Genomic DNA, 15,567 nt, shown 5'->3' with positions numbered 1-15,567 from the left:
GGTCGCGGCCGGCGAGAGAAGAGGGTGCCGGCCCGGATTGCGGGCCGGCGGAAGGCGGAGCGGACTTAGGATTGGTGGTACGCGGAGACGGTTTCGACTTCCTCGCGCGAGCCGAGGAACACCGCCACGCGTTCGTGCAACGCGCTCGGCTGAATGTCCATGATGCGCTGATAGCCGTTGGTGGCCAGACCGCCGGCCTGCTCGATGACGAATGCCATCGGGTTGCCTTCGTACATCAGTCGCAGCTTCCCTGGTTTTTCCGGCTCGCGCGCGTCGCGCGGGTACATGAAGATGCCGCCGCGCGTCAGGATGCGGTGCACTTCGGCCACCATCGAGGCGATCCAGCGCATGTTGAAGTCGCGGCCGCGCGGCCCGGTCTTGCCGGCCAACAGCTCCTCGACGTAGCGCTTGACGGGGGCTTCCCAGTGGCGCTGGTTCGACATGTTGATGGCAAATTCGCCGGTCGTTTCCGGAACGCGCATATCGGGATGGGTCAGGACGAAGCTGCCCTGCTCGCGATCGAGGGTGAAGCCATGCACGCCGTTGCCGAAGGTGAGCACGAACATGGTTTGCGGGCCATAAATGGTATAGCCGGCGGCGACCTGCGCATTGCCGTTTTGCAGGAAATGGGTTTCGCGCGGCGCCAGGTTGCCGTTCGGATTGTGCAGAATGGAGAAAATGGTGCCGACGGAAATGTTGACGTCGATATTGGACGAGCCGTCGAGCGGATCGAACAGCAACAGATAGTCACCCTTCGGGTATTCGCCCGGGATGTGATACGGCAATTCCATTTCCTCGGATGCCATGGCCGCCAAGTTGCCGCCCCATTCGTTGGCGTCGAGCAGATAGTCGTTGGCGATAACGTCCATCTTCTTCTGTGCTTCACCCTGGATGTTGCCGGTACCCGCTTCGCCCAGTACGCCGGCCAGTGCGCCCTTGTTGACGGCGAAGCTAATGGCCTTGCAAGCGCGGGCAATGGTTTCAATCAGGAGGCGCAGATCGGGCGGCAGCGAGCCCGCCTTGCGTTGTTGCTCGATGAGAAAGCGGGAAAGTGTAATGCGGCTCATGGCATTCCTTAGTTTTGTCGCGGCGGAAACATGCCGTGTGGCCCCGATTATAGCGCAGCCGGCGCTATTGCCCCATATCCTCCAGCCAGCGGCAGAAGGCCGTGACCGTGGGGTCGTCGCTGCCGGCGCGCGGAACGATCCAGCAGAAGTCGCGCACCGGGACCACGGGGGTTGCCAGCGGGGCAAGCAGCAATCCCTGATCCAATAGCCGCCGCGCCATGGGGAGCGGGCCGAGTACGACGCCCAGGCCGTCGCAGGCGGCCTGCAGCGCCAACGAGAAGCGGTCGAAGTGCATGGCGCCGGCCGGTTTCAGTTCGGCGACGCCGGCGAGCGTCAGCCAGCGCGGCCAGGCGGTCGGACGCGTGTCGGCATGCAGCAGCGTGTGCGCGGCCAGGTCTCCCGGCGCGCGCACCGGCAAGCGGGTGAGCAGCGCCGGGCTGGCCAGCGGTAGCTCCCATTCCTTGAGAAACGGGCGGGCGATGTGGCCTGGCCAGTCGCCGGGGCCGCGCCGGATGGCGATGTCGAATGGCGCGTCCAGACGGCGGATGTCGCGATCGGACGTGACCAGGTGCAGTTCAAGATCGGGGAATTGCTCGCGAAACGCCGCCAACCGCGGCAACAGCCAATAACTGGCAAAGGTCGGCGTGGCGTTGATCGACAATCGGCGCTGGCGGTCCGGCTGCTGTAACTGCGCGGTCGCGTTGGCGATCAGATCGAGACCGTCCTGCACTTGGACGAGATAGCGCCAGCCGGCATCGGTCAGGCGTACGCGCCCACCGCTGCGTTCGAACAGCGGCTGGCCCAGCCACTCTTCCAGTTGCTTAATCTGTTTGCTCACAGCGCCATGGGTGACAAACAGCTCGGCGGCCGCGGCGGAAAAGCTTTCCAGCCTAGCGGCGGCCTCGAATACGCGCAATGCGTTGAGCGGCGGATAGGTGTTCATATTGTGATTTTATCTCACAGTCCATGTGGCGAATACTCGTTTGAATGCCGGCCATGAAAGGCGTAATCTTCAAAACACTACAAAAGCATAAAAAGGGGTGAAGAATCCCTCCTTATGCAAAACAACGGATATCCCGCCGGATGCCCAGCGTGCCGGCCAACCCAGCAAAGAAGGTCCATGTCATGTTAGAAGCCTACCGTCAGCATGTCGCCGAGCGCGCCGCGCTGGGCATTCCGCCCCTGCCGCTGTCCGCCAAGCAGGTCGAAGAACTGGTTGAGCTGTTGAAAAATCCGCCCAAGGGCGAGGAAGTCGCGCTGGTCGACCTCATTACCCATCGCGTGCCGCCCGGCGTGGACGACGCCGCGCGCGTCAAGGCCTCGTTTCTGGCCGCGGTGGCCGAAGGCAGCGTCAAATGCCCGTTGATTGCCCGCGCGCGCGCGACGGAACTCCTGGGAACGATGCTCGGCGGCTACAACGTCAAGCCGCTGGTCGATTTGCTCGACGATGCCGAGGTGGCGCAGGTGGCCGGCGAGGCGTTGAAGAAGACCTTGCTGATGTTCGACGCCTTTCATGACGTGAAGGAAAAGATGGACCAGGGCAATGCCGTGGCGCGTGCCGTGGTCCAGTCGTGGGCCGACGCCGAGTGGTTCACCTCGCGGCCGGAGGTGGCCAAGAAAATCACCGTGACCGTGTTCAAGGTGCCGGGCGAGACCAATACCGACGATCTATCGCCTGCGCCGGATGCCTGGAGCCGGCCGGATATTCCGCTGCACTATCTGGCGATGCTGAAGAATACCCGCCAGGGTGCGGCGTTCGTGCCGGAAGAAGACGGCAAGCGCGGCCCGATCCAATTCATCGAAGACTTGAAGAAGAAGGGTCACTTGGTGGCTTACGTCGGCGACGTCGTCGGCACCGGCTCGTCGCGCAAGTCGGCCACCAACTCGGTGGTGTGGGCTACGGGCCACGATATCCCCTTCGTGCCGAACAAGCGCTTCGGCGGCGTGACGCTCGGCGGCAAAATCGCGCCGATCTTCTTCAATACGCAAGAGGATTCCGGCTCGCTGCCCATCGAGGTCGACGTGTCGAAGATGGACATGGGCGACGTGCTCGATATCTATCCCTACGACGGCAAGATCGAGAAGAGCGGCGCCGTCGTTGCCGAATTCAAGCTCAAGAGCGACGTGATTCTGGACGAGGTGCGCGCCGGCGGTCGTATCAATCTGATCATCGGCCGCGGATTGACCGCCAAGGCGCGCGAAGCGCTGGGCCTGGCGGCCTCGACCGTGTTCCGCCTGCCCAAATCGCCGGTCGATAGCGGCCGCGGCTTCACGCTGGCGCAAAAGATGGTCGGCCGCGCCTGTGGCTTGCCGGAAGGACGTGGCGTGCGTCCGGGCACGTATTGCGAACCGCGCATGACCACGGTGGGCTCGCAAGACACCACCGGGCCGATGACGCGCGACGAGCTGAAGGACTTGGCTTGCCTGGGCTTCTCCGCCGACATGGTCATGCAGTCGTTCTGTCATACCGCCGCGTATCCGAAGCCGGTCGACGTCAAGATGCACAAGGAGTTGCCGCTGTTCATCACCAGTCGCGGCGGCGTATCGCTGCGTCCGGGCGACGGCATCATTCACAGCTGGCTCAACCGCTTGCTGTTGCCGGATACCGTCGGCACCGGCGGCGACTCGCATACCCGTTTCCCGATCGGTATTTCGTTCCCGGCCGGTTCCGGTCTGGTGGCGTTTGCCGCCGCGACCGGCGTGATGCCGCTCGACATGCCGGAGTCGGTGCTGGTGCGCTTCAAGGGGCAGTTGCAGCCTGGCGTTACCTTGCGCGATTTGGTCAACGCAATCCCGTTGTATGCGATCAAGCAAGGCCTGCTGACAGTGGCCAAGGCCGGTAAGAAGAACGTTTTCTCCGGTCGCATCCTGGAAATCGAAGGTCTGCCCGACTTGAAGATCGAACAGGCCTTCGAATTGACCGATGCCTCGGCCGAGCGTTCGGCCGCCGGCTGCACGGTGCGGTTGAACAAGGCGCCGATCGTCGAGTATCTGCGGTCCAACATCACGCTGATGAAATCGATGATCGCCAACGGTTATCAGGATGCACGCACGCTGGCGCGCCGCATCAAGGCGATGGAGGATTGGATCGCGCATGGCGTGTTGCTGGCGCCGGACGCCGATGCCGAATATGCGGCGGTCATCGAGATCGATTTGGCGGATGTCAAGGAACCGATCGTGGCCTGCCCGAACGACCCGGACGACGTGAAGGTCATGAGCGACGTGGCGGGCACCAAGATCGACGAGGTATTCATCGGCTCATGCATGACCAATGTCGGCCACTTCCGCGCCGCCGGCAAGCTGCTGGAGGGCAAGGTGGACATTCCGGTCAAGCTGTGGGTTGCGCCGCCGACCAAAATGGACGCGCAGCAGCTGACGGAAGAGGGCTACTACGGCATTCTCGGCCGTGCCGGTGCCCGGATGGAAATGCCCGGGTGCTCGCTGTGCATGGGCAACCAAGCGCAGGTGCGCGAGGGGGCGACCGTCATGTCGACCTCGACCCGGAATTTCCCCAACCGTCTCGGCAAAAACGCCAACGTCTTCCTGGGCTCGGCCGAATTGGCGGCGATTTGTTCCAAGCTGGGGCACATCCCGACGGTGGAGGAATATCACGCCAATATCGGCATCATCAATCAGAAGGCCGGGGAGGTGTATCGCTATATGAACTTTGATCAACTCTCCAGCTATGCTGACGAGGCGGAATCGGTCAAGGTCTGAGCTGCACGGCGGTAATGACGAAGGCGGGGGAAACCCCGCCTTTGTTTGCGCCTGGCTCGTTCCCCGCCGGGGGTGGACATGGGGAGGAGGGGCGGGGGAACGAGTCATGGCGGTTGATGGCGACCTCAGCCTGCCATGCCTGACGCGGAGGACCTCGAATACGCGGTCATGGCGGATCGGTTGCGGATGCGATGAGGATCGTTGCCATTGGTTTACCTTCTGTGGGTGAGTGTGCTTGTAATCGATTACATTCAAACTATATCGCCTTGTTATCCCAGGGAGTAGGGGGCGGCGGCGATTCAAGCTTAATCTTACCGATGATGAAGAAGTGCTTGTCGGTGAGGTGATCGGCGAGGCGTAATTTGACTTGCGGTACGCTTGTCGGCAGGGTTTGAGTGAAAACGATTCCTTTTTGTTTGCGCCGCAAAGGCCTTGCGCAGCGCGGGGCGCCCGCTTGATTAAGAAAAAACGGTACAATTTGCATCTATTGAGCCGAATGGGTCTGCGGTGGGCTCGCGTGGCCCGTTTTTTTCTCTCTTCGATTCGTGGGTGTTCGTGTGTCTTGGCTTGTTCTGTCGGTAGTGATCGGTGCAATGGTGTGGCTGGGTTTGACCGGGCGGCTGGTGCCTCTGTGGCGGCGGACTGTGGGCTGGTGGCTGGATCCCGATCCCGCGCGCGGCGGTGAGGACGCGTGGTTGTCTCGGGCCGAACCGGAAGCCGAGCCCGATACGAAGGCCGTGGTCGATGCGCCTCTGCCTGTCGGGCGTTGGGCCGAACCGGTCGATGCCGTCCTCGCGGCGTCCCCACCGGTTGATGCCGTGCCGGTCGATCTCCCGGTGCTCGATCAGCGCACGCTGCGCAGCAATGTGATGGGCCGGCTCAGAACGCCGGTGGCGAAGCCGGCGCCGACGGCCCCGTTGCCGGTAATCGGGCCGGCGGAAGTGGAACAGAATTTACAGTCGATAGGCTCGCGTCTGCGTGACGGCGGCGACACCACGGGCAGCGAACGCGTGCTGCCGGTCATCGGGGCGGCCGAAGTGGAGCAGAACCTGTCGTCTATTGGCGCGCGCTGGCGCGATGGCGGCGAGGCGCTCAACGCCGAGCGCATCCTGCCGGTGATCGACGCCGATGAAGTGCGCGAGAGTTTGCGGCAGATCCATGGTCAGCGCTGGCGCGACCGTGGCCGCGCCGGCGGCGACACGTCGCCGGCTGTCGCCGAGAACGTGCCCGTCTCGCCGTTGTTGCGTCAACCCGCCGATATTCGCCGCTCAGCGAGTTTTGTCCCTGCGCCCAGTGCCGAGCCGCCGGTGGCAGAGGCAGAGGACGCGTTCGTGCCGCCGGCAAGCGTCCCCCGCGCCGCGCCGCCTCGCCCGGCTGCCCTGGAAATCCATCCCGCCGTGTCGACGCGGACGTTCTCCGTTGCGCCGGAGCCCGTTACGCGGCCGGTTATTCCCGACATTCAGCCGGCCATGCGCGCACCCCAATCCGTGCCTGTAGCGCCTGCTGCGGCGATGCCGATGCCACGCGAGTCGGAAGAGGCGACGGCGTCCGACGTGCGGTCGCCCTTCACCGCCGATGAGGCGGCCAAGCTGATCTGGACGTCGATCGAGGAGCGGCCCGAGATCGTACGCGAGGCGCCACCGCCGTTCGCCGCCGAACCGGAGGTCATCGCGCCGCCCGCGGCGGCGCCACAACCACAGCCGAAACCGCAATCCGTCTTGCGCGACTGGTCGCCAAGCGATTTGCCGAGCCTTGCCTTGCTGCGGCCGGCGGAGGCGCAGCAGGTGCGCGAGGACGAGGACGCGCTGATCGAGCGCGGTATCGTCATTGAAGAAAAATTGGCCGAGTTCAAGGTCAAGGTCAGTGTGGTGGACGCTTACGCGGGGCCGGTGATCACGCGTTTCGAGGTCGAGCCGGCAGTCGGCGTGCGCGGCAGCCAAGTGGTGAATCTGGTCAAAGATCTGGCGCGCGCCTTGGGGCTGGCGTCGATCCGGGTGGTGGAGACGATCCCCGGCAAAACGTGCATGGGGCTGGAGCTGCCCAATCCCGTACGGCAGATGATCCGCCTGTCAGAGATTGTGTCATCCGACGCCTTCACCGATTCCTCTGTCCGGTTGACGCTGGCGTTGGGTAAAGACATTACCGGGGAGCCGGTGGTCATGGATTTGGCGCGTGCGCCGCATCTCTTGGTTGCCGGCACCACCGGTTCGGGCAAGTCGGTCGGCGTCAATGCCATGATTCTGTCGCTGCTCTACAAGTTCACGCCGCAGGACGTGCGCTTCATCATGATCGACCCGAAGATGCTGGAGTTGTCGGTCTATAACGACATTCCTCATCTGCTCGCGCCGGTGGTTACCGATATGAAGCTTGCGGCAAACGCGCTTAACTGGTGTGTCGGCGAGATGGAAAAGCGCTACCGCTTGATGAGCGCGCTTGGCGTGCGCAACCTGGCGGGTTTCAACGAGAAGGTGGGGGCGGCACGCGCCGCCGGCATGCCTTTGACCAATCCGTTCACGCTCACGCCAGAGACGCCAGAGCCGTTGGAAACGCTGCCGTGCATCGTGGTGGTGGTCGACGAATTCGCCGACCTGATGATGGTGGCCGGCAAGAAGATCGAGGAGTTGATTGCCCGTCTGGCGCAAAAGGCGCGCGCCGCCGGCATCCATCTGATCTTGGCGACCCAGCGGCCGTCGGTGGATGTGATCACCGGTCTGATCAAGGCGAACATCCCGACGCGTATCGCTTTCCAAGTGTCGAGCAAGGTCGATAGCCGCACGATTCTGGATCAGATGGGCGCCGAGGCGTTGCTGGGGCAGGGCGACATGCTGTACCTGCCGCCGGGCAGCGGTTATCCGCAGCGCATTCACGGCGCGTTCGTTACCGACGACGAGGTGCACGCGGTGGTGGAAACGCTCAAGTCGTTCGGCGAGCCGGATTACGTCGAGGGACTGTTGACCGGCGAGGCGGAGTTGGAAGAAAACGCGGCGGGCGGTAGCGAGCGCGCCGCCGCCGAGTCCGACCCGTTATACGACGAGGCGGTGGAAATCGTGCTGCGTACCCGGAAAGCGTCGATTTCGTCGGTGCAGCGCCATTTGCGCATCGGTTATAACCGCGCGGCGCGGCTGATCGAGGAAATGGAAGCGGCGGGTTTGGTCAGCGGCATGGAAAGCAATGGCAATCGCACCGTGCTGGTGCCGGATCGTTCGAATGGAGGCTGAGCCATGCCGCAACTCGACGCATTGTTGAAGATGGTCGACGGGCCGCGTGATAACGCGCTGTTGCGCTTTGCCGTTGCCGGCGAATGCGTGAAGGCGGCACGGCTGGCGGAGGCGGAACGTCACCTGCGCCAGGCGCTGGCGTGGCAGGCGGATTACACCGCCGCGTGGAAACTGCTGGGAAAGGTGTTGACGGCCGCCGGCGAGTCGGCCGCCGCGGCCGATGCCTACCGCCAGGGTATCGCCGTCGCGGCGGCGCACGGCGATATTCAGGCGCAGAAGGAAATGGCGGTCTTCCTGCGCCGGCTGATACCGGCCCCGAAGGGCTGACCTGGTAAACGGCCATCTGCGTCGTTGGGCGGCTTGGCCTTAGAATGACTAAGGTTTGCAGACAGGCCCTAAACGCTCATTCGCTGGCCGTCATGCGCCGGTAGACGTCTTGGTCCAGCCGCTCCATCAGCCGTTCCGGTTTGGACAGCGGGGTGAAGCCATAACCCGCGTACAGGCCGTGGGCGTCCGCAGTGGCGAGCATGAAGCGGCGCAAATTTTGCAATTCCGGGTAATCGAGAATGTAGCGCATCAGCGCCTTGCTGATGCCTTGACCACGCCAGCCGGGCAAGACGAATACATCGGCCAGATAGCCGAAGGTGGCGCGGTCGGTGATGACGCGGGCAAAGGCCACGAGCGCGCCGGTTTCGTCGTAGCCGCCGAAGCAGAGCGAGCCTGCCAACGAGCGGTCGAAGACGGCGCGCGGCAAGCCGCGCGCCCAGTAGGATTCCTGGCTGAGATAACGATAGATCGCATCGCGGTCGAGCCGTTCGGGGCGGGTGTCGAAAATGATGGCCATCATCAAACCTAAAAATATTATTTAGGCTTGTAGCATACCGCAACGGCCGTAAGTTACATCAGACGCATCTTGCGCGCCTTGCCCTTGATGGGGCACGCGGTCAACCGGCTGAAGTGTTTCTCCGCAACGTCGCGCTGTAGTGCGACATAGCTCGTGAATTCCCCGATCTGGATTTTGCCGATCGTCTGTCCGTCGAGCCCGCCATCGCCTGTGAGCGCCCCGAGGATGTCGCCCGGACGCAGCTTTTCTTTTTTGCCGGCGGCGATGCAAACGGTCACCATCGGCGGCGTGAGCCGCCCCGCGCCTTTGGCCGTCAACGTCGCGCTGTCGTGCCATACCGCCGGCGCCTGCTGATAACGCGCGATTTCGTCGACCCAGCGCTGATCCGCCGCGGCCGCGAGCGTGAGTGCGATACCCTGCTGGTCGCCGCGCCCGGTCCGGCCGATGCGGTGGACATGCACCTCGGCGTCGCGCGCGACGTCGACGTTGATCACCATGTCGAGCGCTTGGATATCCAGCCCGCGCGCCGCCACGTCCGTTGCCACCAGCACCGAGACGCTGCGGTTGACGAAGCGCAGCAGGATCTCGTCGCGCTCGCGCTGCTCCAGTTCGCCATAAAGCGCCAGCGCGGCGAAGCCCTGATCGGTCAGCGCGGCGGCCAGCTCCCTGCAGTGAATCTTGGTGTTGCAGAACGCCAGCGTCGAGGTCGGGCGGAAATGCAGCAATGCCTTGGCCACGGTGTCGTTGCGTGCGCCGGCGTCGATTTTGTAGAAGCGCTGCTCGATTTGGCTTGCCGCATGCAGCGACTCGACTTTGACTTCCAGCGGGGCGCGCAGGAACGGCGCGGACAATTTGCGGATGTTATCCGGGTAGGTAGCGGAAAACAGCAGGGTCTGGCGCTTTTTCGGGCAGGCGCTGACGATGCCGGCGATATCCTCGAAAAAACCCATGTCGACCATGCGGTCGGCTTCATCGAGCACGAGCGTGTGTACGGTCGACAGGTCGATCGTGCCGCGGCCCAAGTGATCGCGCAGCCGCCCCGGCGTGCCGACCACGACGTGCGCGCCGTGCTCCAGCGAGCCGATTTGCGGCCCCATGGGGCTGCCGCCGCACAACGTGAGCACTTTGATGTTGTCGATGTGACGCGCCAGCCGCCGCAGTTCCTTGGCGACCTGTTCGGCCAGTTCGCGCGTCGGACAGAGCACCAGGCCCTGGATGGCGAACCAGCGCGGGTTGATCTTTTCCATCAGCGGGATGCCGAAGGCCGCGGTTTTGCCGCTGCCGGTCTTGGCCTGAGCGATCAGGTCGCGGTTGGCCAGCGTGGCGGGCAGACTCTCGGCCTGAATCGGCGTCATCGACTGATAGCCGAGGCTTTCCAGGTTGGCGAGCATCGGGCCGGACAGGGCGAGGGCGGAAAAAGCGGTTTTATTCACAGGCACTTAGCTTCTGGGTAAAAGGCGCACAGTGTAGCACGTCCGGCCGCCGCCATGCGCCCCGCGCGCGTTGGCAAGCCGCCGCTAACGCCAATCCCAGCGCTGCCAGGTGGCGTTGCGCACCGGCGCAAGCGCCTGAACGCCAAGGCCGCCATCGATCGAGAGATGCGGCTGGCCCGGCCCGCCGCTGATCAGGTTGCCGTTCCCGCCGAGCCGCCAGTGCTGTCCGGCCGTATTCGGCTGGCACGGCGACAGGGTGGCGCCGGCGTTGTGCGGAGACGGCGTTAGGCAATGCCCCGCGTGCGCCGTGCTTTCGATCAGGCCTGCCGGCAGCGCGCGCCACTGCTGCAATGGTTCGCCCGGCCGGCAAAACGCGGCCTTGAGGCGGGTGTCGGCACTGAGTGCCGGCGGCGCCTGCAGGCAGCGGTTACCGCCATAGCGCGACACCAGCTGCCGCTCTGGCTGCGATGCCGGATGAGCGCTGGTTTGGCGCCGGGGGGCGACCCTGAGCGTTAGGGCTGGCGCCTGAACGGCTTGTCCATCGGCGTCGGCAAGTGTCAGCGACAGTTTGGCGACCCCATGAAAGCTGCCCGGTTTGACCGTCAAGGTATAGTGATGCCGGTTGGTGCGGTCGATGATGGTGCGAAATGGCAAGGCGTTGCCATATTCGTCGCGCCAGACCATCTTGTCGGATGTGAGCGCCGGGTGGCCGAGGCGAAGTTGCGCTTGGCCGAGGCCGCCTTGGTCGATGACAAGCTGCGGCACGTTCCAGGCGGTTTCCGGGCGCGGCATGCGGCGGCCGGACGCTTCGCCGGCGGGGTAGTAGGCATTGATCGCGGCGATTTCCCGCCGCGTCAGGCCGAGGTGTCCACGGTCGATATCCTCGTGGAAGAATCCCAGCGCATGTTGTAGCTCGTGGCGCGCCACGCCGGGCGTTTCGCATGTTCGCTGACTTGGCGGACGTTGCACCAAAAATAGCGTCTGCGGCCCGCCCAGCCGGCCGACGGTGGCCTCGCCGCACAAGGTGGGACGCTTGGGATCGACGGGGCGGGTCTCGATGACGACATAGTCCGTTTCCTTATCGCGCTCCTTGAAGCGCACATGGGTGTCCTGCTCGATGTCCCGCATGGCTTCGCGGATCGCGGCTTGCGTGCGCGCCGTCGCCGAGGGCGCAAAGGCGAACATCAGCGTGTTGCGCGGCCAAGTGCTGGCGCCATAGCCGGCGACGGCGTTCGCGCCGATGTGGCGCTTGCCGCGCCGCCCACCGGGTTCCGAGGCATTGCGCCGCTGATCCGCCTGTGCGCGCCGCCAATCCGTGACCGGCATGCGGATGAAGCCCTGCCATTGAATCATGGCGTGTTCGCCGAGCTGCATGTCGCCAAGCACGGCCATGCCATCGATCACGCAGTAGCGCAAAACGCGTTCGGTGCCGGCGATCTTGGCGCTGGCGGTTTGTTGGCAGGCAAGCACCGGCACGGCCGCCGCGAAGGGAAGGGCGGCCGCGACGAAAAACGGCAAGGGTCTGAACATGGTTTCTCCTGGATGGTTGGCAATGGCCGCGAGGCGAATAACGCCGCGCGGCCATGTGTTTTAACCGGTTTATCCAGGAGAAAATCCCGCCGGCGGCGCAGGCCTCCGGCAGGTTCCGTTTTGCCCGTCAGCGGGCCCAGGCGTGGTGCTTAGATAACCCAAAGGTCGGTGAAGCGATTCACCGGGGTGGCCAAAAGCCTTGCCGGGTCGCTGCATAGATCGAAAATCGCCTGTTGCTGCTTTTCCGGGAAGCGGCGGGCCAGATTGACGCGGAACTTGGCTTCCAGCAGCGGAATGCCGTCACCGCGCCGGCGCTGATGGCCGATCGGATATTCGCAGACCACCTCGGGCAGCACGCTGCCGTCGTCGAGTTCGACGGTGAGGGCATTGGCGATGCTGCGCTTGTCCGGATCATGGTAGTCGCGGGTGAATTGCGGATCCTCGACGCAGACGATCTTGGCGCGCAGCGGGTCGATGCGCGCGTCGGCGGCCACGTCGTTTTCGTAGTCGGCGGCGGTCAGCCGGCCGAACAACAGCGGTACCGCCACCATGTACTGAATGCAGTGGTCACGGTCTGCCGGGTTGGCCAGCGGTCCCTGTTTGTCGATGATGCGGATGCAGGCCTCGTGGGTGCGGATGGTGACCTTGCGGATGTCCGCGGCGGTCTTGCCCATTTCGCGCAGCTGCTTATTGAGGCTCATCGCGCATTCAACGGCGGTTTGACTGTGGAATTCGGCCGGGTAGGAGATCTTGAACAACACTTTTTCCATCACATAGCTGCCGTAAGGGCGCTGGAAGGCAAACGGTTTGCCCTTGAACAGCACGTCGTAGAAGCCCCATACCGGCGCGGTCAGCACGCCGGGCACCCCCATCTCGCCTTTGAGCGTGAACAGCGCCAAGCGTACCGCGCGGCTGGTGGCGTCGCCGGCGGCCCACGATTTGCGCGAACCGGTGTTGGGCGCGTGACGGTAGGTGCGCAGGCTCTGTCCATCGACGAAGGCTTGCGACACCGCGTCGGCGATTTCGCGTTCGGTCGCGCCCATCAGTTTGGCGCATACGGCGGCGGAGGCGGCCTTGACCAGCACCACATGATCCAGACCGACCTTGTTGAAGGCATTTTCCAGCGCCAGGCAGCCTTGGATCTCGTGCGCTTTGATCATGGCTTCCAACACGTCCCTCATGGTCAAAGGCGCATCGCCGCGGGCGAGGCGCTCGCGGCTGATCCAGTCGGCGGTCGCCAGGATGCCGCCCAGATTGTCGGAGGGGTGGCCCCATTCGGCGGCGAGCCAGGTGTCGTTGAAGTCGAGCCAGCGGATCATGGCGCCGATGTTGAACGCGGCTTGCACCGGGTCGAGCTGGAACGAGGTGCCTGGGACGCGCGCGCCGTTCGGCACCACGGTGCCGGGCACGATCGGCCCCATCAGCTTGGTGCAGGCGGGGTACGACAACGCTTCCAGACCGCAGCCCAGCGTGTCCATCAGGCATAGTCGCGCCGTGTTCCAGGCGTCGGCGGAGTCGATGGCGACATTGGCCACGTAGTGGGCGATATCCTTGAGCACCTGATCGTGCTCGGGGCGGGTGTTGGAGATGTGTGCGGACATGGGGTTTCCTTGGCTAGCGATCCTTGAGCGGAACGAAGGTTTGCTCCTCCGGCCCGATGTAGTTGGCGGACGGGCGGATGATCTTGCCGTCCTGGCGCTGTTCGATGACGTGCGCGCTCCAGCCGCTGGTGCGGGCGATGACGAACAGCGGCGTGAACAGCGCGGTGGGCACGCCCATCTGGTGGTAGCTGACGGCCGAGAACCAGTCGAGATTGGGGAACATGTGCCGGGCCGACCACATCACCGTCTCGATGCGTTCGGCGATGTCGAAGAGGCGCATATTGCCGCTTTGCTCGGATAGGTCGCGCGCCACGCGCTTGATCACCTGATTGCGCGGGTCCGACTCGGTGTAGACCGGATGGCCGAAGCCGATGATCACCTCCTTGGCGGCGAGGCGCTGCAGAATGTCGGCCTCCGCTTGGGTCGCGTCGGCGTAGCGGCTTTGGATTTCGTAGGCCACTTCGTTGGCGCCGCCGTGTTTGGGGCCGCGCAAGGCGCCGATGGCGCCGGCGATGGCCGAGTACATGTCGGAGCCTGTGCCGGCGATGACGCGCGCGGTAAAGGTCGAGGCGTTGAATTCGTGCTCGGCATATAGATTGAGCGAGGTGTGCATGGCGCGGACGTGTTCCGTCGCCGGCGTCTTGCCGTGCAGCAAGTGCAGAAAATGGCCGCCGATGGTGTCGTCGTCGGTTTCGGTGTCGATGCGGCGGCCGCTGTGGCTAAAGTGATACCAGTAGAGCAGCATCGAGCCGAGGCTCGCCAGCAGGCGGTCGGCGATGTCGCGCGCGCCGGCTTCGCCATGATCGTCCTTTTCCGGCAGCATGCACCCCAGCGCCGAAACGGCGGTGCGCATCACGTCCATCGGGTGGGTCGCGGCGGGCAGGCCCTCCAGGACGCCGCGCACGGCGGCGGGCAGCCCGCGCAGTCTTTGCAGACGGGTCTTGTAGGCGGCAAGCGCGACGCGGTCGGGCAGGCTGCCGTGCACCAGCAGATAAGCCACTTCCTCGAACTCGCTCTGCCCGGCGAGATCCAGAATATCGTAACCGCGATAGTGCAGGTCGTTGCCGCTGCGGCCTACCGTGCACAGAGCGGTGTTGCCGGCGGCGACGCCCGAGAGCGCGACGGATTTTTTCGGTTTTCCAGCCAGTACGGCTTCTTGCATCGATTTCTCCTTCAGTGCAGGCGTCTGTTTATTGGCCCTGGCTTTGCGCGAACAGCGCGTCCAGTTTTTGTTCGTAGTCGTGATAACCCAGATGTTGGTATAGCTCCGCGCGGGTTTGCATCGTCGCGAGCACGTCGCGCTGGCTGCCGTCGCGGCGGATGGTTTGATAGACGTTGAGCGCCGCCTGGCTCATGGCGCGGAAAGCCGACAGCGGGTAGAGGACCAAGCCCACGCCGGCATCGCGCAATGTCGCCGTGTCATAAAGATCGGTGGCGCCGAATTCAGTAATATTGGCCAGGATCGGCACGCCGGTCGCCTCGGCGAAGCGGCGGTACATGGCCAGATCGGTCATCGCTTCCGGGAAGATCATGTCGGCGCCGGCCTCGACGCAGGCGACGGCGCGCGCCAGGGCTGCATCGAGGCCCTCGACCGCCAGCGCGTCGGTGCGCGCCATGATCACGAAATCGTTGTTTTGGCGTGCGTCCACGGCGGCGCGGACGCGGTCGACCATTTCGTCCTGGCTGACGATGGCTTTGTTGGGGCGATGGCCGCAGCGCTTTTGCTGCACCTGGTCCTCGATGTGCACGGCTGCCGCGCCGGCTTTTTCCAGGCTTTTGACCGCGCGGGCGATATTGAAGGCGCCGCCCCAGCCGGTGTCGATGTCGACCAAGAGCGGCAGCGGACTCGCATCGGTGATGCGCCGCACGTCGATGAGCACGTCTTCCAGCGTGGTGATGCCGAGATCGGGGATGCCGCAGGAGCAGGCGGCCACGCCGCCGCCGGACAGATACAGCGCCTTGAAGCCGCTGTGTTCGGCCAGGAGCGCGGCGTAGGCGTTGACGGCGCCGACGACTTGCAGCGGACGCTCCTCTTCAATGGCTTGGCGGAAACGTAATCCAGGGGTGCTCATGCGCGGCTCCATGACGTAAGAAATTGAGGGAAGGGGGACCGTTGATTTAATCGATCATCTCAGTCAAATGTCATTCTAGCAAGTG

Annotated in this window: 12 protein-coding genes; 3 read left to right on the top strand and 9 right to left on the bottom strand. The window is 64.2% G+C overall.

Annotation, left to right across the window (positions count from 1 at the left end; all coding sequences use genetic code 11):
* Positions 1 to 65: 65 nt before the first annotated feature.
* Positions 66 to 1,067, bottom strand: coding sequence for a class 1 fructose-bisphosphatase (locus tag JOZ06_RS07385; RefSeq protein ID WP_293230714.1), 1,002 nt, complete (start codon positions 1,065 to 1,067; stop codon positions 66 to 68).
* A 64-nt stretch (positions 1,068 to 1,131) separates the two neighbouring features.
* Positions 1,132 to 2,010, bottom strand: coding sequence for a transcriptional regulator GcvA (gcvA, locus tag JOZ06_RS07380; RefSeq protein WP_293230712.1), 879 nt, complete (start codon positions 2,008 to 2,010; stop codon positions 1,132 to 1,134).
* Positions 2,011 to 2,192: 182 nt separating this feature from the next.
* Between gcvA and acnB the strand changes: the two genes are divergently transcribed.
* Positions 2,193 to 4,784 (top strand): bifunctional aconitate hydratase 2/2-methylisocitrate dehydratase, encoded by a 2,592-nt coding sequence (gene acnB, locus JOZ06_RS07375; protein ID WP_293230710.1) that lies wholly within the window; start codon positions 2,193 to 2,195, stop codon positions 4,782 to 4,784.
* 256 nt (positions 4,785 to 5,040) lie between these two features.
* Here acnB and JOZ06_RS07370 read toward each other — a convergent pair whose 3' ends face one another.
* On the bottom strand, positions 5,041 to 5,268 hold the full coding sequence (locus JOZ06_RS07370; RefSeq protein ID WP_293230707.1) for a hypothetical protein: 228 nt from the start codon (positions 5,266 to 5,268) through the stop codon (positions 5,041 to 5,043).
* 73 nt (positions 5,269 to 5,341) lie between these two features.
* Here JOZ06_RS07370 and JOZ06_RS07365 point away from each other — a divergent pair, with 73 nt between their 5' ends.
* A complete protein-coding gene (locus tag JOZ06_RS07365; protein WP_293230704.1) occupies positions 5,342 to 8,002 on the top strand; it encodes a DNA translocase FtsK in 2,661 nt (886 codons plus the stop codon).
* A gap of 3 nt (positions 8,003 to 8,005) precedes the next feature.
* Positions 8,006 to 8,329 (top strand): hypothetical protein, encoded by a 324-nt coding sequence (locus JOZ06_RS07360; protein ID WP_293230701.1) that lies wholly within the window; start codon positions 8,006 to 8,008, stop codon positions 8,327 to 8,329.
* Between the two features lie 76 nt (positions 8,330 to 8,405).
* On the opposite strand, the gene JOZ06_RS07355 is transcribed toward JOZ06_RS07360, so the two are convergent.
* The 6 genes from JOZ06_RS07355 to prpB all read right to left on the bottom strand — a co-directional run bounded on the left by JOZ06_RS07355 (position 8,406) and on the right by prpB (position 15,482).
* Positions 8,406 to 8,849 (bottom strand): GNAT family N-acetyltransferase, encoded by a 444-nt coding sequence (locus tag JOZ06_RS07355; RefSeq protein WP_293230698.1) that lies wholly within the window; start codon positions 8,847 to 8,849, stop codon positions 8,406 to 8,408.
* 50 nt (positions 8,850 to 8,899) lie between these two features.
* On the bottom strand, positions 8,900 to 10,279 hold the full coding sequence (gene dbpA, locus JOZ06_RS07350; protein ID WP_293230695.1) for an ATP-dependent RNA helicase DbpA: 1,380 nt from the start codon (positions 10,277 to 10,279) through the stop codon (positions 8,900 to 8,902).
* Between the two features lie 84 nt (positions 10,280 to 10,363).
* The gene (locus JOZ06_RS07345) at positions 10,364 to 11,809 is read right to left on the bottom strand and encodes a M12 family metallopeptidase (protein WP_293230693.1); all 1,446 of its coding nucleotides are present in this window, start codon (positions 11,807 to 11,809) and stop codon (positions 10,364 to 10,366) included.
* A gap of 149 nt (positions 11,810 to 11,958) precedes the next feature.
* Positions 11,959 to 13,410, bottom strand: a complete 1,452-nt coding sequence (locus tag JOZ06_RS07340) for a bifunctional 2-methylcitrate dehydratase/aconitate hydratase (RefSeq protein WP_293230691.1) — start codon at positions 13,408 to 13,410, stop codon at positions 11,959 to 11,961.
* Positions 13,411 to 13,423: 13 nt separating this feature from the next.
* Positions 13,424 to 14,572 (bottom strand): 2-methylcitrate synthase, encoded by a 1,149-nt coding sequence (gene prpC / locus JOZ06_RS07335; protein WP_293230689.1) that lies wholly within the window; start codon positions 14,570 to 14,572, stop codon positions 13,424 to 13,426.
* A gap of 28 nt (positions 14,573 to 14,600) precedes the next feature.
* Complete coding sequence (gene prpB / locus JOZ06_RS07330; RefSeq protein WP_293230687.1) at positions 14,601 to 15,482, bottom strand: methylisocitrate lyase; 882 nt, start codon at positions 15,480 to 15,482, stop codon at positions 14,601 to 14,603.
* Between the last annotated feature and the right edge of the window lie 85 nt (positions 15,483 to 15,567).

Source organism: Paludibacterium sp. (genome assembly GCF_019232825.1).
Lineage (GTDB): Bacteria > Pseudomonadota > Gammaproteobacteria > Burkholderiales > Chromobacteriaceae > Paludibacterium.
The sequence above is the reverse complement of the archived record's forward strand: the minus strand, read 5'-3'. Positions and strand labels throughout refer to the sequence as shown.